The organism is Streptomyces sp. NPDC055632 (genome assembly GCF_053618675.1).
This window is the reverse complement of record NZ_JBSHHY010000034.1, coordinates 59,885-77,875: the sequence shown is the minus strand read 5'-3', so window position 1 is coordinate 77,875 and position 17,991 is coordinate 59,885. Positions and strand designations below refer to the sequence as shown.

Here is a 17,991-nt window from a genome sequence, read left to right as displayed (position 1 = left end):
GGCCTCCCCGGATCACCGGGGAGGCCCTCTCGCGTACGTGCGGGACTACCGGCTACGGCTTGCCGCGGCGTCCGCGGAGCTGCTCCGCGACCGGCTTCAGGGACTCGTGGAGGTCGCCGAGCGCCTCGGGGGTGAGCTGGTCGATGAAGTGCCTGCGCACCGACTCCACGTGGTGCGGGGCGACCTTGCGCATGGTCTCCATGCCCTGGTCGGTGAGGACGGCGTACAGGCCGCGCCGGTCGGACTCGCAGTTCTCGCGCCGGACCAGGCCGGCGTTCTCCATCCGGGTGATCTGGTGGGAGAGGCGGCTCTTCGACTGGAGGGTGGCCGCGGCGAGGTCGCTCATGCGCAGCCGGCGCTCGGCCGACTCGGAGAGGTTCACCAGGATCTCGTAGTCGTTCATCGTCAGGCCGAAGGGCTGGAGGTCCTTCTCCAACTGGTGCGTCAGCATCCTCTGGACGTCCAGGAAGGTGCGCCAGGCACACTGCTCGCCGTCGGTGAGCCACGGGGTGGCCGTCTCGGTCTCCATATGTGGATTCTACCTAAGAAGTTGAATTCTTGACGAAATCTGGGAGGGTGACGCCGGGCACCCGGGGCCCCACCCGAGCGCGTTCCCCACTCCGCCGCAGGCGCAGGCGTTCGAGGGCGTCACGGTCCGCAGACTACCGCTCACAGCCCGAAGCGACGCTGGAGGTCCCCCAGCTGGCCGGGAAGGCGCGGTGTCGAACCCTGCTGCCCGTGGCCTGAACCGTACCCGCCGTGACCGCCGGGAACGCCCGCCTGGGCCGGGGGAGCACCGGCGTCCCGCTCCGCCATCAGCAGCTCCGTGGACTGGAGCAGCACCGTGCCCGCCCCCACGAACTCGAACTGGTGCTCCTCGCCCGAGGTGCCGCCCAGGCCCGTCAGGGACCGCAGGCCGCCCATCACGCCCGTCAGGTAGCCGTGGTCGTAGTGGTGGCAGGGCGAGGGGCAGTCCGCCCAGCCGACGAGCGCCTGCGGGTCCACCCGCATCGGCGGCTCCATGAAGACCACCGGACCGTTCGACGCGGCCACGAACTTGCCCGTCCCGATCAGCGTCACGAAGCCCGGCACGATCGACTGCTTCAGCGCCAGGGTCGGCTGGTAGGCCAGCAGGTTCCCCGACCGGATCGTCAGGTTGCCCTCGTCCAGGTCGAAGGAGTTCACGTCGAAGGCCCGGTCCGCGAGGAGCATCTTGCCGCTGCCCTCGGCCACCACCCAGTCGCTCGCGTGCAGCGGCGAGTGGAAGGACGTCCGCACCAGCCGGTCGAGCCGTCCGTGCCCGATGCCGTTGAACTCGATCCGCCCGTAGTAGGCGATCATCTTGCCCTTCTGCAGGAACCACTGGGATCCCTTCAGCTCGACGCAGAAGGTGTACGGGTTGACGTTGTCGTCCGACGGCAGGGTCTGCGGGTCGTGGATGACAGGGGTGCTCACAGCTTCTCCTCCGAGGCCTGGACGTACACCGCGCCGCTGCCGCTCAGCTCCAGCTGGAACGCCTCGCCCGAGCCGCGCCCCACCATGTCCCGCCAGCCGAGCGCGGTGGAGAGCTTGTTCCGCACGTCGCCGTGGTGGGCCACGTACGCCTGCGGGTCCACGTGCACCGGGCGGCCCGGGACGATCGGCAGCTCGATCACGCCGCCGTGCGCCATCACGGCCACCGAACCGTGGCCCTTCAGGGTGGTGGTGAAGAGGCCCTGGCCGGTCACCTGGCCCCGGACCATGCCCATGACCCCGCCCTGCGAGCCCATGAACATCGTGCCCTGCTCCAGGGTCCCGTCGAAGGCGAGCAGCCGGTCGGCCTCGACGTACAGGGTGTCGCCGGTCAGCGCGATCACCTGGATGTGGTGGCCGCCGTGCCCGAACATCACCGTGCCGCTGCCCTCGACCGTCATCAGCGGGGTCGCCTCGCCGGCCACCCGGCGCCCGATCATCGACATCAGGCCGCCCTGGCCGCCCGCCGTGTTCGGCGTGAAAGTGACGTCCCCCCGGTACGCCAGCATCGCGCCGCGCTGACTGAACATCCGCTGCCCCGGGACGACGGTCGCCTCGACCATCTTCGAGTTGATCTCGCGGAACGGCATCAGACGTCGCCCCCGATCGTGTTCCGCTCGCTGGGCTGGACGTACACCAGGCCGTCCCCCTCGAAGCGGATCTGGAAGGCCTCGCCGCCGCCCTCGCCCATGAAGGTGCGGAAGGTCACGCCCGACTGGAAGTGCTCCTTGAGGTTGCCCTGGTGGGCGATGTACGCGCCGGGGTCGACCTGGAGCGGATACTGCGGGGTCACCCGCAGCACCACCGCCGGGCCGTCCGACATGATCGCCGCCTGGCCCGTCCCCTCCACGGTCGTGGTGAAGAGGCCGTTGCCGGTGGCCCCGCCGCGCAGGCCCGTGAAGGTGGTGCCGGTGCGCAGCCCCGCGTCGGTGCAGAGCAGGTTGCTCGCCTCCACCCAGAGCTTGTCGCCGTGCAGGGAGACGAGGTTGATCTCGGAGGCCCGGTCGGCGAACCAGCAGGTCCCCTGCCCGCGCACCTCCATCACCTCCATCTGCTCGCCCGTGAGCCGGCGGGTCACCATGCCGCGCAGGCCCTCGCCGCCCCCGCTCATCTTCTTGAACGCCATCTGGCCGTCGTAGGCGACCATCGAGCCGTTCTTCGCCTTCACGGCGTCACCGGTCAGGGAGACGGCGAGCACCTTGCTGCCTTGCAGTCGGAACGTTGCCACGGCCCGAAGGTACTGGGGACCCGCCTAAAGGGACAGCAAAGTCGCCGTGCACAATGGACGGGCCCTTGTGCATCCGTTCACAAGATCGCGTCACGAGACCGAACGAAGGTGATCCCCTCCGTGGACATCAAGACCGCCTCCTCCCTCCACCGGCTCCGGCTCGTCTCCGCGCCGGAGGCCGTCTCGTTCCTGCTCCTGCTCGTCTGCTCGGTGCTCAAGCGGACGACGGAGTTCAACGCGGTGCCGGTCATGGGGGCCGTCCACGGCATCCTGTTCGTCCTGTACGTGCTCTTCTGGCTGGACGCCTGGAACCGGACCAAGTGGAGCTTCGGCACCGCCGCCCTCTACTTCGTCCTCTCGGTGCTGCCGCTGGGCGGCTTCTACGCCGAGCGGAAGCTGAAGCGCGAGGCCGAGGACGCGGTCATCGCGTCCCGCGCCCGCCGCGAGGGCACGGTGAACGCGTGATCGTCGCCTTCTCGGTGACTCCGCTCGGCGTGGGCGAGGAGGTCGGCGAGTACGTCGCCGACGCCGTCCGGGTCGTCCGCGAGTCCGGCCTGCCGAACCGCACCGACGCGATGTTCACCTCGATCGAAGGTGACTGGGATGAAGTCATGGACGTCGTCAAGCGCGCCGTCGCCGCCGTCGAGGCCCGCGCGCCCCGCGTCTCCGTCGTCCTCAAGGCCGACATCCGCCCCGGCGTGACGGACGGCCTGACCGCGAAGGTCGCGACCGTGGAGCGCCACCTCGGCGCCTGACGCCCGCCCGGCACCCCTTCCCGAGGCCCCGCTCCGGACCGGAGCGGGGTCTCGTCGTCCGCCCCGCGAGGCCCTCCGGCGGATCGGCGGCCGGGGCGACCGAAGGACGAGACGGGGCTGACCGCCATGTTCCCCATGGGTAAGGTCGACGCGTGCCGAAGCCGCTCAGTCTCCCCTTCGACCCCATCGCCCGCGCCGACGAACTCTGGCAGAAGCGCTGGGGACCGGTCCCCTCGATGGCCGCGATCACCTCGATCATGCGCGCCCACCAGATCCTCCTCGCGGAGGTCGACGCCGTCGTCAAGCCGTACGGCCTGACCTTCGCGCGGTACGAGGCCCTGGTCCTGCTGACCTTCTCCAAGGCCGGCGAGCTGCCGATGTCCAAGATCGGCGAGCGGCTGATGGTCCACCCCACCTCGGTCACGAACACGGTCGACCGGCTCGTGAGGTCCGGCCTCGTCGCCAAGCGCCCCAACCCCAACGACGGCCGCGGCACCCTCGCCACCATCACCGACAAGGGCCGCGAGGTGGTCGAGGCGGCCACCCGCGACCTGATGGAGATGGACTTCGGCCTCGGCGCTTACGACGCCGAGGAGTGCGCCGAGATCTTCGCGATGCTCCGCCCGCTCCGGGTGTCGGCGAACGACTTCGACGAGGCCTGACCCGCCCGAAGATCGCCCGGAACGTACGGTTACGCTCGACGGCATGAAATCCAGCGTGCTGACCCGCTACCGCGTCATGGCGTACGTGACCGCCGTCATGCTGCTCGTGCTGTGCACCTGCATGGTCTTCAAGTACGGGTTCGACATGGGCGAGGACGTGACCTTCGCGGTCTCCCAGACCCACGGCGTCCTCTACATCATCTACCTGGTCTTCGCCTTCGACCTGGGCTCCAAGGCCCGCTGGCCGTTCGGCAAGCTGCTCTGGGTGCTGGTCTCCGGGACCATCCCCTTCGCCGCCTTCTTCGTCGAGCGCAAGGTCCACCGCGAGACGCTTCCGCTGGTCAGCGGCGCGCAGGCCGTCCCCGCCAAGGTCTAACCCCCACCCCGCGCCACACCGGCGCGGGGTCTGCCATCGACATTTACTAGGACGTCCTAGTAAATTCGAAGCATGGACGCTGACGCCATCGAGGAAGGCCGCCGTCGCTGGCAGGCCCGTTACGACAAGGCCCGCAAGCGGGACGCCGACTTCACCACGCTCTCCGGCGACGCCGTCGAGCCCGTCTACGGGCCCCGGCCCGGGGACGTCTACGAGGGGTTCGAGCGCATCGGCTGGCCCGGTGAGTACCCCTTCACCCGGGGCCTCCACCCGACCGGCTACCGAGGCCGGACCTGGACCATCCGCCAGTTCGCCGGCTTCGGCAACGCCGAGCAGACCAACGAGCGGTACAAGATGATCCTGGCCGCCGGCGGCGGCGGCCTCTCCGTCGCCTTCGACATGCCCACCCTCATGGGCCGCGACTCCGACGACCCCCGCGCCCTCGGCGAGGTCGGCCACTGCGGCGTCGCCATCGACTCCGCCGCCGACATGGAGGTCCTCTTCAAGGACATCCCGCTCGGCGACGTCACGACGTCCATGACGATCTCCGGACCCGCCGTCCCGGCCTTCTGCATGTACCTCGTCGCCGCCGAGCGCCAGGGCGTCGATCCGGCCGTGCTCAACGGCACGCTCCAGACCGACATCTTCAAGGAGTACATCGCGCAGAAGGAGTGGCTCTTCGAGCCCGAGCCCCATCTGCGCCTCATCGGCGACCTGATGGAGCACTGCGCGGCGAAGATCCCCGCGTACAAGCCGCTCTCCGTCTCCGGCTACCACATCCGCGAGGCCGGGGCGACGGCCGCGCAGGAGCTGGCGTACACCCTCGCCGACGGCTTCGGCTACGTGGAACTGGGCCTCTCCCGGGGCCTGGACGTTGACGTCTTCGCCCCCGGCCTCTCCTTCTTCTTCGACGCCCACCTCGACTTCTTCGAGGAGATCGCCAAGTTCCGCGCCGCCCGCCGGATCTGGGCCCGCTGGATGAAGGAGGTGTACGGCGCGAAGACCGACAAGGCGCAGTGGCTCCGCTTCCACACCCAGACCGCCGGCGTCTCCCTCACCGCCCAGCAGCCGTACAACAACGTCGTGCGGACCGCGGTCGAGGCCCTCTCCGCCGTCCTCGGCGGCACCAACTCCCTGCACACCAACGCCCTCGACGAGACCCTCGCCCTCCCCAGCGAGCAGGCCGCCGAGATCGCGCTGCGCACCCAGCAGGTGCTCATGGAGGAGACCGGCGTCGCCAACGTCGCGGATCCGCTGGGCGGTTCCTGGTACGTCGAGCAGCTCACCGACCGCATCGAGGCCGACGCCGAGCGGATCTTCGACCGGATCAAGGAGCGCGGCCGCCGCGCCCACCCGGACGGGCGGCACCCGATCGGCCCGATCACCTCCGGCATCCTGCGCGGCATCGAGGACGGCTGGTTCACCGGCGAGATCGCCGAGTCCGCCTTCCAGTACCAGCGCTCCCTGGAGAAGGGCGACAAGCGGGTCGTCGGCGTCAACGTCCACCACGGCTCCGTCACCGGCGACCTGGAGATCCTCCGGGTCAGCCACGAGGTCGAGCGCGAGCAGGTCCGCATCCTCGGCGAGCGCAGGGCGCGCCGGGACGACGCGAAGGTCCGCGCCTCGCTCGACGCCATGCTGGCCGCCGCCCGCGACGGCTCGAACATGATCGGGCCGATGCTGGAGGCCGTCCGCGCCGAGGCCACCCTCGGCGAGATCTGCGACGCCCTGCGCGACGAGTGGGGCGTCTACACGGAGCCCCCGGGCTTCTGAGGCGCCCGGCGCGAGGCAGGGGCGGTACGGGATTTCCCGTACCGCCCCTCACGCGTCCCGGTCCCCGGCGGCCGCCGCGCCCAGGCCCCCCACCAGGAGGGCCGACAGGCGCGCCACCCACGGCCCGTCCACCGGCTCGGCGCTGACCAGGGCGCGGTGCACGACCGCGCCCGCGATCACGTCGAAGATCAGGTCGTCGGTGGCGCCGACGGCCGGCAGGTCCCGGTCGGCCGGGAGCTCGCCGCGCCGCTGCGCCCGCATCCGGCCCTCCAGGACGAGGCGCTTCTGGCGGTCGACGATGGAGGCGCGGATGCGCCGGCGCAGCGGCTCGTCCCGGGTCGACTCGGCGACCACCGCCATCAGGGCCGTCTTGGTCTCGGGGCGCTCCAGGAGCGCCGCGAACTGGAGCACCACGTGCTCGATGTCGGCCCGGAGCGTGCCCAGGTCGGGGAGTTCGAGCTCGTCGAAGAGGACGGCGACCGCGTCCACCACCAGTTCGCTCTTGTTGGCCCAGCGGCGGTAGAGGGTCGTCTTCGCAACCCCGGCGCGGCCGGCGACGTCCCCCATCGTGAGCTTGGACCAGCCCAGCTCGACCAGGGCCGCGCGGGTCGCCTCCAGGATGGCCTCGTCGGCCTCGGTGGAGCGGGGGCGGCCGGTACGGCTGCTGCGGGGGGTGCGGCTACACATGGACGACGACCATACCCGCCGGTAGGTACGGCGCCAGAGGCCCGCGATGTGAGGCAGTTCACCGTACGGATCGACCGTGCGCCCTCCCGCCGCCTCCGCCCCGGCAGTTACGCTACGACTCGTAGCGAAAGGCTTTGAGCGGCCCGAGCGACAACCACGGCACCGGGTGGGGACCCGGTGCACAGCAGACAACAGAAGACGGGCAACCGTGTCGTCCACGCGTCTCGCACACCGGCGGGAGGCGGGTGGACGGCGCGGTTCGGCCACGGCTTAACGGTTACGCGCGCGGAAGGGGGAGGATGTAGCCATGCAGCCCCGAAACATGTCCATGAGCGGCGTCGTCGACCTCGCCGCGGTGAAGGCGGCCGGAGAGGCCAAGGCGAAGGCGGAGCAGGTGCGCGCCGAAGCCGCCCGGCAGGGCGGAACGGCCGCCGTGCCCCCGTCCGCCCTGGTGATCGACGTCGACGAGGCGGGCTTCGAGCGCGATGTGCTCCAGCGTTCCGCCGAGGTCCCGGTCGTCCTCGACTTCTGGGCCGAGTGGTGCGAGCCCTGCAAGCAGCTCGGCCCCCTCCTGGAGCGGCTCGCCGTCGAGTACCACGGCCGCTTCCTGCTCGCGAAGATCGACGTCGACGCCAACCAGATGCTGATGCAGCAGTTCGGCATCCAGGGAATTCCGGCCGTTTTCGCGGTGGTCGCCGGTCAGGCGCTGCCGCTCTTCCAGGGCGCGGTGCCCGAGGCCCAGATCCGCGAGACCCTCGACCAGCTCATCGCGGTCGGCGAGGAGCGCTTCGGCCTCACCGGCATCGTCGTGGACGCGGACGCCGACCCCTCGGCCCCCGCCGAGCGGCCCGCCGGCCCGTACGACTCCCTCCTCGAAGCGGCCATGGTGGCGCTCGACGCGGGCGACCTGGCCGGTGCCGTCCAGGCCTACAAGAACGTGCTCGCCGACGACCCGGCCCACCCGGAGGCCAAGCTCGGCCTCGCGCAGGCCGAACTCCTCGCCCGCGTGCAGGACCTGGACCCGGGCGCCGTCCGCAGGAACGCCGCCGACGACCCGGCCGACGTCACCGCGCAGCTCGCCGCCGCCGACCTCGATCTGGCGGGCGGCCACGTGCAGGACGCCTTCGGGCGCCTGGTGGAGACCGTGCGCCGCACGGCCGGCGAGGACCGGGACGCGGCGCGGCTGCGGCTCCTGGAGCTGTTCGAGGTGATCGGCGCCGACGACCCGAGGGTGACGGCGGCCCGGCAGGCGCTCGCACGCGTGCTGTTCTGAGGCGTTCGAGACCCCCGCTCCCCGCGCCGAATCGTCCGGCGATTTGGCAGCTGAGTGACAAAACGCGGCCGCGCTTTACCAAAACTTGGTAATCGCGGCCGCTGTTACTTGCAGTAAATCGAACCCGGCGTTCTGCCCGGATTCATCCGGCGATCTCCTGACATTCCCCTCCCTTCGAACGCACCCTGTGTGCCCGTTCGGTCCCGTCCCGCCATGGCGTGGTTATGCACCCGTTACTAGCCGGTAACGAACCCCCTTGTGCGGGCGCCCGGAATGGACCACGATCGGCCACGCTCGGTCCGAACCGCACGACCCCGGCAACCAACCGGGATCACGGGGAGGGTCCCCACCGGGCGGACCGGTGCTCCGGCGCCGGTCGCGGACAGGGGGGTTCCCGCTCTCACCGAACGGGGCCTGTCCGATCAGGTCACGCGCACCGCGTGACCCATGGTTGTCGCTCGGGGGTGATCGCCGGTGACTCGGACGCGCAGCGCGTCGTTCGACGCCCCGGCGCTCTCCTTCCCGAGGACGTAGCTCTTCTCCCATCGCAGAACGGGCCCACGCCCCTTCTGGAGATGTACGTCCGAGAAGGAGGATTCTCATGAAGTCCCAGGTTCGTGGCGGGACCAGATGGAAGCGTTTCGCCGTCGTCATGGTGCCCAGCGTGGTCGCCACGGCGGCGATCGGCGTCGGCCTGGCGCAGGGCGCGCTCGCCGCGTCGTTCGCGATCTCCGGCCAGGAGTTCAAGGTCTCCACCGACAAGCTGGTGGGCACCGAGTTCGTCCAGTACGGCAGCATCGCCAAGGGCAACAAGCTGGACGGCACGCCGTTCGGCGCCCCGGTCGCGGTCTCCGGCTTCGACACGGCCCACATCACCAACATGTGCCAGTCGGTCGTGACGCCGGTTCCGGGTCTCGGTAACATCACCCTCCGCCTGGAGGCCGGCAACAGCGCCGCCGCCAAGAAGGGCGACACGGACGAGCAGGTCTACGCGAAGGACCTGTACCTCGACGTCTCCTCCCTGGAGGCCGACGCCGAGTTCAAGCAGATCGACATCGGCGTCGCGGCCGGCTCCCTCCCGAAGTACGAGGGCGGGCAGGGCATCCAGCCCAACACCGAGGCCAACAAGTTCGGCTTCGGCCAGCGCGCCAAGGACGCCACCCTGAGCAACGTCAGGCAGAAGGCGTGGGCCACCACGGCCGCCACCTTCAGGCTTCCCGACCTGAACCTGTCCCTGCACCAGGGCACGGAGAAGGAGTGCTTCAAGGGCTGACCGGTCCCCGGACCGATCTGCCCCGGAGGGGCGGGACCGCCGTGCGCGGTCCCGCCCGCCGGGCCCCTCTCTTCTCATCTCCACTTCTCAGCAACACCGCTTCCAGGGAGCTGTTTTCCATGAGCGCCGAGACCCCTGCCTCCCGCGAAGTCCCCAAGGAGAACCGGTTCAAGGTCTGGCGGCAGACCCGGCCCTTCTGGGCGGGACTGTTCACCCTCCTCGGTGGCGTGCCGATCGCCTACCTCCCCTACGGAGACATGCGGCTCGGCAACATCACCCTCGCGATGAAGACGACCGCCGGATCCAGCGCGCTGATCATCGGCACCCTGCTCATCACGCTCGGTCTGATGATGTGGTTCCAGCCCGCCGTACGGGTCTTCGCGGGCGTCGCGACGATCGTCCTCGGACTGGTCTCCATCCCCGTGTCGAACTTCGGCGGTCTCGGCGTCGGATTCCTGCTCGCCCTCATCGGGGGCGGCATGTCCATCGCCTGGGCTCCCGCGCCGCCGGTCGAGGAGACCGTGGACACGGAGGACGACGCCGAGCCGGAGGCCTCCGCCGAAGCCGGGGCCGTGCTGACGGCCGGACTCCCGGAGCAGCGCGGACCGGAGCACCACGCGACCCAGAAGACGTTCGATGCCAACGGCGGGAGGAACAGTGCGGGGTGACGAGACCCAGCCGGCGCTCGCGAAGGGCGGACCGCGCCACGCGGCCCCACGCAAGTCGCTGCTGAACAGGATCCAGGGCCCCGCGGGCAAGGCGATGGCGCTGGCCGCCATGCCGACCGCGGTGTTCGTGGGCATGGGCCTCACGCCCAAGATCGCCCTCGCCGACGACAAGGACGTCCCCTTCGCCCCCGGCCCCTGCGTGACGCGCTCGGACGAGCCGACGCCGGAGGCCTCGGAGAAGGAGAAGGAGAAGGAGACGGCGAAGCCGACGGCCACCCCCTCGGCGACCGCGACCACCTCCCCCTCGGCCACTCCCTCCGCCACCGCCGCGCCGACGCCGACCGCGACCGGGCAGGTGACCACGCAGCGGAAGCTGACCACCACCACGGCTCCGAAGCCCGCCGCCACGCCGACCACGACGGCCGCACCCACGCCGACGCAGTCGAAGAACCCGCTGGACCCGCTGGGTCTGGGCGACGCGCTGAAGGACCTCTTCGACGGCCCGGACCCGAAGCCGACGGCCACGCCCACCACGGCGGCGCCGACGACCCAGGCCCCGGCCACCGCGCCGAAGACGGCCACCGCGCCGAAGCCCACCGGAGCCGCGAAGCCGGCCGCCGATCCGGCCACGAAGCCGGCCGCCGACCCGGCCGCGGAGAAGAAGAAGGCCGCGATCCGCGAGGCCGCCGAGAAGGCCGGTGCCGCGGTCGAGGAGCTGCCCGAGAGCGCGAAGGGCCTCGACGCCAAGAAGGACGAGGACATACCCGAGGGCGCCAAGCCCCGCTTCCCGTGCCCCGAGCGCGACGACGCGGCGCTCGCGGCGGCCGAACTGGAGCCGGGCATCCCGCTGCTCCCGGACGAGCCGTGGGTCCTGGAGAGCTCGAAGCTCGATCTGCTGGGCCTGAAGTACCACGGCATCGTCGAGGTGAAGACCTACGGCGGCAAGATCAAGAAGGTGCTGAAGTTCACCGCGAGCACCGTGGTGATCAAGGACCTGCACCAGATCGCGGCCCACTCCGAGGGCCGCAAGGCCCACGTCCGCTCCCTTCCCACCGACCCCAAGGCCGGCCCGTCGACCATCACCGGCGGCACGGTGACGATGTACACGGAGGAGCTGAAGGGCAACATCTTCGGTCTCCCCTTCGTCCGGGTCACCTTCAGCCCGGAGTCCCCGCCCCCGCTGGACATCCCGGTCGTCTGGTTCACCGACGTGAAGATCAAGCAGGCCGGCCAGTTCGGCGGCACCCTCAAGGTCCCGGGCCTCCGCAACACGATCGAGCCCGGCTGATCCCCCGTACCGCTCCGGGAGCCGCACGCCGAAGCCCCCGTCCGCACCGGACGGGGGCTTCGGCATGCGTGCGGGGCGCGTCAGGCGCGCTCGCCGCCGCCCAGGTGGTGCACCCGGACCATGTTCGTGGTGCCGGGGACGCCGGGGGGCGAGCCGGCCGTGATGACCATGGTGTCGCCCTCGTTGTAGCGCTGGAGCTTGAGGAGCTCGGCGTCCACGAGGTCGACCATCGCGTCGGTGTTGTCCACGTGCGGGACGACGAAGGACTCGACGCCCCAGCTCAGGGTGAGCTGGTTGCGGGTGTTCTCGTCCGTCGTGAAGGCGAGGATCGGCTGCTGGACGCGGTAGCGCGAGAGGCGGCGGGCGGTGTCGCCGGACTGGGTGAAGGCGACCAGCGCCTTGCCGCCCAGGAAGTCCGCGATCTCGCAGGCCGCGCGGGCCACCGAACCGCCCTGGGTGCGCGGCTTCTTGCCCTGGACCAGGGGCTGGAGGCCCTTGGAGAGCAGCTCCTCCTCGGCCGCCGTGACGATCTTCGACATCGTCTTGACGGTCTCGATCGGGTACGCGCCGACCGAGGACTCGGCCGACAGCATGACCGCGTCCGCGCCGTCCAGGATGGCGTTGGCGACGTCGCTCGCCTCGGCGCGGGTCGGACGCGAGTTGGTGATCATCGACTCCATCATCTGGGTGGCGACGATGACCGGCTTGGCGTTCCGGCGACAGAGCTCCACCAGGCGCTTCTGCACCATCGGGACCTTCTCCAGCGGGTACTCCACGGCGAGGTCGCCGCGGGCCACCATGACCGCGTCGAACGCGGCGACGACGTCGGCCATGTTCTCGACGGCCTGCGGCTTCTCCACCTTGGCGATGACGGGGACCCGGCGGCCCTCCTCGTCCATCACCTTGTGGACGTCCTTGACGTCGTCGGCGTCCCGCACGAACGACAGGGCGACCATGTCGCAGCCCATCCGCAGGGCGAAGCGCAGGTCGTCGACGTCCTTCTCGGACAGGGCCGGGACGTTCACGGCCGCGCCGGGCAGGTTGATGCCCTTGTGGTCCGAGACGACACCGCCCTCGATGACGATGGTCCTGACCCGGGGGCCCTCGACCTCGACCACCCGCAGCTCGACGTTGCCGTCGTTGATGAGGACCTGGTCGCCCTTGGAGACGTCGCCCGGCAGACCCTTGTAGGTGGTGCCGCAGATCGACTTGTCGCCCGGGACGTCCTCGGTGGTGATGGTGAACTCGTCACCGCGCACCAGCTCGACCGGTCCCTCGGCGAAGGTCTCCAGACGGATCTTCGGACCCTGGAGGTCGGCGAGGACGCCGACGGCCCGCCCGGTGTCCGCGGAGACCTGCCGGACGCGGTCGTACCGCTCCTGGTGCTCTGCCTGGGTACCGTGGCTGAAGTTGAATCGGGCCACGTTCATGCCGGCCTCGATGAGAGCCTTCAGCTGCTCATACGAGTCGACGGCGGGGCCCAGCGTGCAGACGATTTTGGAACGGCGCATGAGGCGGATCCTATCGGTTTGTTTCACTGCGGAATATTCCGACTGGCGGAAAGTACAAATGGGCGGGCGGCCGCTCAAGCGATCACTCGTTCGAGGCCTCCGCGTCCCGTTCGAGCAGGTCCCGCACGAGCGGCTCCTGCCCGAGCGGATCCTGCCCAACCGGCTCCCGCCCGACCGGGCCCCGTACGAGCGCGTAGCTCTGGCGCGCGATCTCCAGCTCCTCGTCCGTCGGCACCACGGCGACCGCCACCCGCGCGTACTCCGGCGAGATGAACCGCGCCTCGTCCGAGCGCACCGCGTTGAGCTCCGCGTCCACCGCGAGCCCCAGCTCCTCCAGACCCGCGATCGCCGCCTGCCGCACCGGTGCCGCGTTCTCGCCGACGCCCGCCGTGAAGGCCACCGCGTCCACCCGGCCGAGCACCGCGTAGTACGCCCCGATGTACTTCTTCAGGCGGTGGACGTAGACGTCGAAGGCGAGCGCCGCCCGCTCGTCGCCCTCGTCGATCCGGCGGCGGATCTCCCGCATGTCGTTGTCGCCGCAGAGCCCCACCAGACCGGACCGCTTGTTCAGCAGGACGTCGATCTCGTCCGCCGACATCCCCGCCACCCGCCGCAGGTGGAAGGTGACCGCCGGGTCGATGTCGCCCGACCTGGTCCCCATGACCAGGCCCTCCAGGGGCGTCAGGCCCATCGAGGTGTCCACGCACCGGCCGCCCCGCACCGCCGACGCGGACGCCCCGTTCCCCAGGTGCAGCACGATCACGTTCACCTCCTCCGGCTCCTTGCCGAGCAGCCGCGCCGTCTCCCGCGAGACGTACGCGTGCGAGGTGCCGTGGAATCCGTACCGCCGGATCCGGTGCGCGTCGGCGGTCTCCACGTCGATCGCGTACCGCGCCGCCGACTCCGGCATCGTGGTGTGGAAGGCGGTGTCGAAGACCGCCACCTGCGGCAGGTCGGGCCGCAGCACCATCGCCGTGCGGATGCCGATCAGGTTCGCCGGGTTGTGCAGCGGCGCCACCGGCACGAGCCGCTCGATCTCCGCGAGCACCTCGCCGTCGATCACCGTCGGCTCGGTGAACCGCAGCCCGCCGTGCACCACCCGGTGCCCGATCGCCGCCAGTTCGGGGGAGTCCAGGCCGAGCCCGTCCGCCGCCAGCTCCCCGGCGACCGCCTTCAGGGCGGCCGAGTGGTCGGAGATCGGACCGTTCTTCTCGCGCCGGCCGCCGCCCCCCTCCCGGAGCGGGGTGTGCGCGAGCCGCGAGGTCTCCTCGCCGATCCGCTCCACGAGCCCCTGGGCCAGGCGGCTGCCGTCGCGCATGTCGATGAGCTGGTACTTCAGCGACGAGGAACCGGAGTTGAGGACGAGTACGCGCGTGGGAGCGGACGTGGACGTGGGCGCGGTCATGCGGGGAGCTCCTGACCCTGGGACTGGATCGCCGTGATGGCGACCGTGTTGACGATGTCGCTGACGAGCGCGCCGCGCGAGAGGTCGTTCACGGGCTTGCGCAGGCCCTGGAGGACCGGGCCGACGGCCACGGCGCCGGCCGAACGCTGCACGGCCTTGTACGTGTTGTTGCCGGTGTTCAGATCGGGGAAGATCAGCACCGACGCCTGCCCCGCCACCTCCGAACCCGGCAGCTTCGTCGCCGCCACCGAGGGCTCCACGGCCGCGTCGTACTGGATGGGCCCCTCGATCCGCAGCTCCGGGTGCGCCTCCCGGACGAGCTTGGTCGCCTCTCGCACCTTGTCGACGTCGGCGCCGGAGCCCGAGGTGCCCGTGGAGTACGAGAGCATCGCGATCCGCGGCTCCACGCCGAACCGGGCCGCGGTGGCCGCCGACTGCACGGCGATGTCCGCGAGCTGCTCGGCGTCCGGGTCCGGGTTGACCGCGCAGTCGCCGTACACCAGGACCTTGTCCGCCAGGCACATGAAGAAGACCGACGAGACGATCGAGGCGTCCGGCTTCGTCTTGATGATCTCGAAGGCCGGGCGGATCGTCGCGGCCGTGGAGTGCACCGAGCCGGACACCATGCCGTCGGCCAGCCCCTCCTGGACCATCAGGGTGCCGAAGTAGTTCACGTCCGACACCACGTCGTACGCCAGCTCCACGGTCACGCCCTTGTGGGCGCGCAGCGCCGCGTACTTCTCCGCGAACGAGTCCCGCAGCTCCGAGGTGTGCGGGTCGATCAGCTGCGTCTCGCGCAGGTCCACGCTCAGGTCGGCGGCCTTCTTGCGGATGGTCTCCACGTCGCCGAGCAGCGTCAGGTCGCACACGTCCCGGCGCAGCAGCACGTCGGCCGCGCGCAGGACCCGCTCCTCCGTGCCCTCCGGCAGCACCACCCGGCGCCGGTCGGCCCGCGCCTGTTCGAGCAGCTCGTGCTCGAACATCATCGGGGTGACCCGGCCGCTGCGGGCCACCGAGACCCGCTTGAGCAGGTCGGCGGTGTCCACGTGCCGCTCGAACAGACCGAGCGCGGTCTCCGCCTTGCGCGGGGTGGCCGCGTTCAGCTTGCCCTCCAGGGCGAAGAGTTCGGCGGCCGTCGGGAAGCTGTTCCCGGCGACCGAGACCACCGGGGTGCCGGGCGCGAGCCGGGCCGCCAGGGTCAGGATCTCCTCGGTGGGCCGCTCGTTCAGGGTGAGCACCACCCCGGCGATCGGCGGGGTGCCGGCCGAGTGCGCGGCGAGCGCGCCGACGACCAGGTCGGCCCGGTCCCCGGGGGTGACGACCAGACAGCCGGGCGTCAGGGCGTTCAGGAAGTTCGGCAGCATCGCGCCGCCGAAGACGAAGTCCAGGGCGTCCCGGGCGAGCCCGGCGTCGTCCCCGAGGACGACGGTGGCGCCGAGCGCGTGGGTGATCTGGGCGACGGTCGGCGCCGACAGGGCCGGCTCGTCCGGCAGGACGTAGCAGGGCACGGGCAGCCGGGCCGCGAGCCGCTCCGCGATCGCCTCCCGGTCCTCGGCCGCCACCCGGTTGACCACCATCGCGAGCACGTCGCAGCCGAGCCCGTCGTACGCCCGGAAGGCGTTGCGCGCCTCGGCCCGCACGGACTCCGCCGACTGGCCCTTGCCGCCGACCACCGGGATGACGGAGGCGCCGAACTCGTTGGCGAGCCGGGCGTTGATCGCCAGCTCGTCGGGGAGCTGGGTGGCGGCGAAGTCGGTGCCGAGGACGAGGACGACCTCGTACTCCCGGGCGACGGCGTGGAAGCGGTCGACCAGCCGGGAGACCAGCTCGTCGGTGCCCCGCTCGGCCTGGAGGGCGGAGGCCTCCTGGTAGTCCATGCCGTAGACCGTCGAGGCGTCCTGCGAGAGCCGGTAGCGGGCGCGCAGCAGGTCGAAGAGCCGGTCGGGCCCGTCGTGCACCAGCGGCCGGAACACCCCCACCCGGTCCACCTGGCGGGTCAGGAGCTCCATGACTCCCAGCTCGACGACCTGGCGGCCGTCACCGCGGTCGATCCCGGTCACGTACACGCTGCGCGTCACGCCGTGGTCTCCTGTCCAGTCCTGCGGAAGGGCCCGGGCGGTGCCCCCACTCCGCCTTCCCGGCCCGTACGTCAATCAAAAGGGCTCAGAAAGCCCCGATAGGGCGGCATTACCCCCTTGACAATACCCCCGGCGGTGGTTAGGTCGCCCGCCGGACGAAAGGCCCGGAACCCCGGGCCGAAAGGCCCCCGGGGGAGGCCGGGGGAAGGCCGGCGGGAGGGACGTCCGGGAGCCGCCGCGAGGGCCCCCGGAAGGGTGTCCGGGGGCCCTCGTGAGAGCTGCCGGAAGGGTGCCCGGGGGCCGCCGGGAGGGACGCGCGGAACGGCGGCGAGCGCGCCCCTCAGGCCCGGCGTGTGAGAATTGCCCTGGCTCACACGGACCGCGACCGAGCAGGAGACACAGCACGATGCGCATCGGAGTTCTCACCGCAGGCGGCGACTGCCCCGGCCTGAACGCAGTGATCCGGTCGGTCGTGCACCGGGCGATGACCGGCCACGGAGACGAGGTCATCGGCTTCGAGGACGGGTTCAAGGGCCTCCTCGACGGCCACTTCCGGCCCCTCGACCTCAACGCCGTCAGCGGCATCCTGGCCCGCGGCGGCACCATCCTCGGCTCGGCCCGCCTGGAGCGGAACCGGCTGCGCGAGGCCGCCGAGTCCGCCGCCGACCTGGCCCATCAGTACGGCATCGACGTCCTCATCCCGATCGGCGGCGAGGGCACCCTGACCGCCGCCCGGATGCTCTCCGACGCCGGCATGCCCGTCGTCGGCGTCCCGAAGACCATCGACAACGACATCTCCTCCACGGACCGCACCTTCGGCTTCGACACCGCCGTCGGCGTCGCCACCGAGGCCATGGACCGCCTCAAGACCACCGCCGAGTCCCACCAGCGCGTGATGGTCGTCGAGGTGATGGGCCGCCACGCCGGCTGGATCGCGCTGGAGTCCGGCATGGCCGGCGGCGCGCACGGCATCTGCCTCCCCGAGCGCCCCTTCGAGGTCGACGACCTCGTCAAGATGGTCGAGGAGCGCTTCGCGCGCGGTAAGAAGTTCGCGGTCATCTGCGTCGCCGAGGGCGCGCACCCGGCCGAGGGCTCGATGGAGTACGCCAAGGGCGAGATCGACCAGTTCGGCCACGAGCGCTTCCAGGGCATCGGCACCCAGCTCGCCGTCGAGCTGGAGCGGCGCCTCGGCAAGGAGGCCCGTCCCGTCATCCTCGGCCACGTCCAGCGCGGCGGCACCCCGACCGCGTACGACCGCGTCCTCGCGACCCGCTTCGGCTGGCACGCGGTGGAGGCGGCGCACCGCGGCGACTTCGGGCGGATGACGGCGCTGCGCGGCACGAACATCGAGATGGTGCCGCTGGCGGAGGCCGTGACCCAGCTCAAGAGGGTCCCGGTGGACCGCATGCGCGAGGCGGAGTCCGTCTTCTAGGGCCTGCCCCGGACCCGGTACGCCGGAAGCGGCCCCGACCGTCCCCCCGTGGACGGTCGGGGCCGCTTGC

At 71.1% G+C, this 17,991-nt stretch carries 18 protein-coding genes; 10 read left to right on the top strand and 8 right to left on the bottom strand.

Going from position 1 to position 17,991, the window contains the following annotated elements; genetic code table 11:
- Positions 1–52: 52 nt before the first annotated feature.
- The 4 genes from ACWGSR_RS31090 to ACWGSR_RS31075 all read right to left on the bottom strand — a co-directional run bounded on the left by ACWGSR_RS31090 (position 53) and on the right by ACWGSR_RS31075 (position 2,740).
- Positions 53–529 carry a MarR family winged helix-turn-helix transcriptional regulator gene (locus ACWGSR_RS31090; RefSeq protein WP_366371986.1) on the bottom strand — a complete coding sequence of 159 codons (477 nt, stop codon included), beginning with the start codon at positions 527–529 and terminating at the stop codon, positions 53–55.
- 140 nt (positions 530–669) lie between these two features.
- Entirely contained in the window at positions 670–1,455 is a 786-nt protein-coding gene (locus ACWGSR_RS31085; RefSeq protein ID WP_376236510.1) for an AIM24 family protein, read from the bottom strand.
- Positions 1,452–2,102, bottom strand: a complete 651-nt coding sequence (locus tag ACWGSR_RS31080) for an AIM24 family protein (protein ID WP_376236512.1) — start codon at positions 2,100–2,102, stop codon at positions 1,452–1,454. Before ACWGSR_RS31080 ends, ACWGSR_RS31085 begins: the two co-directional genes overlap by 4 nt.
- A complete protein-coding gene (locus tag ACWGSR_RS31075) occupies positions 2,102–2,740 on the bottom strand; it encodes an AIM24 family protein (protein WP_453571455.1) in 639 nt (212 codons plus the stop codon). Before ACWGSR_RS31075 ends, ACWGSR_RS31080 begins: the two co-directional genes overlap by 1 nt.
- A gap of 120 nt (positions 2,741–2,860) precedes the next feature.
- On the opposite strand from ACWGSR_RS31075, the gene ACWGSR_RS31070 reads away from it, so the two are divergent.
- The 5 genes from ACWGSR_RS31070 to ACWGSR_RS31050 all read left to right on the top strand — a co-directional run bounded on the left by ACWGSR_RS31070 (position 2,861) and on the right by ACWGSR_RS31050 (position 6,306).
- Positions 2,861–3,205, top strand: coding sequence for a DUF3817 domain-containing protein (locus tag ACWGSR_RS31070; protein ID WP_030218767.1), 345 nt, complete (start codon positions 2,861–2,863; stop codon positions 3,203–3,205).
- Complete coding sequence (locus ACWGSR_RS31065) at positions 3,202–3,495, top strand: MTH1187 family thiamine-binding protein (RefSeq protein ID WP_453571452.1); 294 nt, start codon at positions 3,202–3,204, stop codon at positions 3,493–3,495. Before ACWGSR_RS31070 ends, ACWGSR_RS31065 begins: the two co-directional genes overlap by 4 nt.
- Before the next feature lie 152 nt (positions 3,496–3,647).
- On the top strand, positions 3,648–4,157 hold the full coding sequence (locus ACWGSR_RS31060; protein WP_453571449.1) for a MarR family winged helix-turn-helix transcriptional regulator: 510 nt from the start codon (positions 3,648–3,650) through the stop codon (positions 4,155–4,157).
- Positions 4,158–4,200: 43 nt separating this feature from the next.
- Positions 4,201–4,533 (top strand): DUF3817 domain-containing protein, encoded by a 333-nt coding sequence (locus ACWGSR_RS31055; RefSeq protein WP_376236521.1) that lies wholly within the window; start codon positions 4,201–4,203, stop codon positions 4,531–4,533.
- A 72-nt stretch (positions 4,534–4,605) separates the two neighbouring features.
- A complete protein-coding gene (locus tag ACWGSR_RS31050; RefSeq protein WP_376236524.1) occupies positions 4,606–6,306 on the top strand; it encodes an acyl-CoA mutase large subunit family protein in 1,701 nt (566 codons plus the stop codon).
- Positions 6,307–6,354: 48 nt separating this feature from the next.
- Here ACWGSR_RS31050 and ACWGSR_RS31045 read toward each other — a convergent pair whose 3' ends face one another.
- Positions 6,355–6,993 carry a TetR/AcrR family transcriptional regulator gene (locus ACWGSR_RS31045; RefSeq protein ID WP_376236528.1) on the bottom strand — a complete coding sequence of 213 codons (639 nt, stop codon included), beginning with the start codon at positions 6,991–6,993 and terminating at the stop codon, positions 6,355–6,357.
- A 307-nt stretch (positions 6,994–7,300) separates the two neighbouring features.
- Here ACWGSR_RS31045 and ACWGSR_RS31040 point away from each other — a divergent pair, with 307 nt between their 5' ends.
- From ACWGSR_RS31040 to ACWGSR_RS31025, 4 genes are all read left to right on the top strand, one after another.
- Entirely contained in the window at positions 7,301–8,266 is a 966-nt protein-coding gene (locus ACWGSR_RS31040) for a tetratricopeptide repeat protein (RefSeq protein WP_453571445.1), read from the top strand.
- Positions 8,267–8,867: 601 nt separating this feature from the next.
- Complete coding sequence (locus ACWGSR_RS31035; protein ID WP_376236533.1) at positions 8,868–9,539, top strand: DUF6230 family protein; 672 nt, start codon at positions 8,868–8,870, stop codon at positions 9,537–9,539.
- A gap of 119 nt (positions 9,540–9,658) precedes the next feature.
- On the top strand, positions 9,659–10,207 hold the full coding sequence (locus ACWGSR_RS31030) for a DUF6114 domain-containing protein (protein WP_376236535.1): 549 nt from the start codon (positions 9,659–9,661) through the stop codon (positions 10,205–10,207).
- The gene (locus ACWGSR_RS31025; RefSeq protein WP_453571441.1) at positions 10,197–11,495 is read left to right on the top strand and encodes a hypothetical protein; all 1,299 of its coding nucleotides are present in this window, start codon (positions 10,197–10,199) and stop codon (positions 11,493–11,495) included. The genes ACWGSR_RS31030 and ACWGSR_RS31025 overlap by 11 nt, the downstream gene beginning before the upstream one ends.
- A gap of 80 nt (positions 11,496–11,575) precedes the next feature.
- Here the strand turns inward: ACWGSR_RS31025 and pyk are convergent, their stop codons facing one another.
- The 3 genes from pyk to pta all read right to left on the bottom strand — a co-directional run bounded on the left by pyk (position 11,576) and on the right by pta (position 16,489).
- The gene (pyk, locus tag ACWGSR_RS31020) at positions 11,576–13,006 is read right to left on the bottom strand and encodes a pyruvate kinase (RefSeq protein ID WP_376236539.1); all 1,431 of its coding nucleotides are present in this window, start codon (positions 13,004–13,006) and stop codon (positions 11,576–11,578) included.
- Between the two features lie 82 nt (positions 13,007–13,088).
- Positions 13,089–14,411: an acetate kinase gene (locus ACWGSR_RS31015; protein ID WP_376236543.1), complete on the bottom strand. Its 1,323-nt coding sequence runs from the start codon at positions 14,409–14,411 to the stop codon at positions 13,089–13,091.
- Positions 14,408–16,489: a phosphate acetyltransferase gene (gene pta / locus ACWGSR_RS31010; RefSeq protein ID WP_376236547.1), complete on the bottom strand. Its 2,082-nt coding sequence runs from the start codon at positions 16,487–16,489 to the stop codon at positions 14,408–14,410. Before pta ends, ACWGSR_RS31015 begins: the two co-directional genes overlap by 4 nt.
- A 406-nt stretch (positions 16,490–16,895) precedes the next feature.
- Between pta and ACWGSR_RS31005 the strand changes: the two genes are divergently transcribed.
- Positions 16,896–17,921 (top strand): ATP-dependent 6-phosphofructokinase, encoded by a 1,026-nt coding sequence (locus ACWGSR_RS31005; protein WP_453571436.1) that lies wholly within the window; start codon positions 16,896–16,898, stop codon positions 17,919–17,921.
- Positions 17,922–17,991 lie beyond the last annotated feature (70 nt).

What these genes read in the sequence shown, in the direction of transcription:
- ACWGSR_RS31080 (WP_376236512.1), bottom strand. Translation starts at nt 2,102, where the DNA reads ATGCCGTTCCGCGAGATCAACTCGAAGATGGTCGAGGCGACCGTCGTC.
- ACWGSR_RS31055 (WP_376236521.1), top strand. Translation starts at nt 4,201, where the DNA reads ATGAAATCCAGCGTGCTGACCCGCTACCGCGTCATGGCGTACGTGACC.
- ACWGSR_RS31045 (WP_376236528.1), bottom strand. Translation starts at nt 6,993, where the DNA reads ATGTGTAGCCGCACCCCCCGCAGCAGCCGTACCGGCCGCCCCCGCTCC.
- ACWGSR_RS31030 (WP_376236535.1), top strand. Translation starts at nt 9,659, where the DNA reads ATGAGCGCCGAGACCCCTGCCTCCCGCGAAGTCCCCAAGGAGAACCGG.
- ACWGSR_RS31090 (WP_366371986.1), bottom strand. Translation starts at nt 529, where the DNA reads ATGGAGACCGAGACGGCCACCCCGTGGCTCACCGACGGCGAGCAGTGT.
- ACWGSR_RS31005 (WP_453571436.1), top strand. Translation starts at nt 16,896, where the DNA reads ATGCGCATCGGAGTTCTCACCGCAGGCGGCGACTGCCCCGGCCTGAAC.
- ACWGSR_RS31040 (WP_453571445.1), top strand. Translation starts at nt 7,301, where the DNA reads ATGCAGCCCCGAAACATGTCCATGAGCGGCGTCGTCGACCTCGCCGCG.
- ACWGSR_RS31035 (WP_376236533.1), top strand. Translation starts at nt 8,868, where the DNA reads ATGAAGTCCCAGGTTCGTGGCGGGACCAGATGGAAGCGTTTCGCCGTC.
- pyk (WP_376236539.1), bottom strand. Translation starts at nt 13,006, where the DNA reads ATGCGCCGTTCCAAAATCGTCTGCACGCTGGGCCCCGCCGTCGACTCG.
- ACWGSR_RS31050 (WP_376236524.1), top strand. Translation starts at nt 4,606, where the DNA reads ATGGACGCTGACGCCATCGAGGAAGGCCGCCGTCGCTGGCAGGCCCGT.
- ACWGSR_RS31015 (WP_376236543.1), bottom strand. Translation starts at nt 14,411, where the DNA reads ATGACCGCGCCCACGTCCACGTCCGCTCCCACGCGCGTACTCGTCCTC.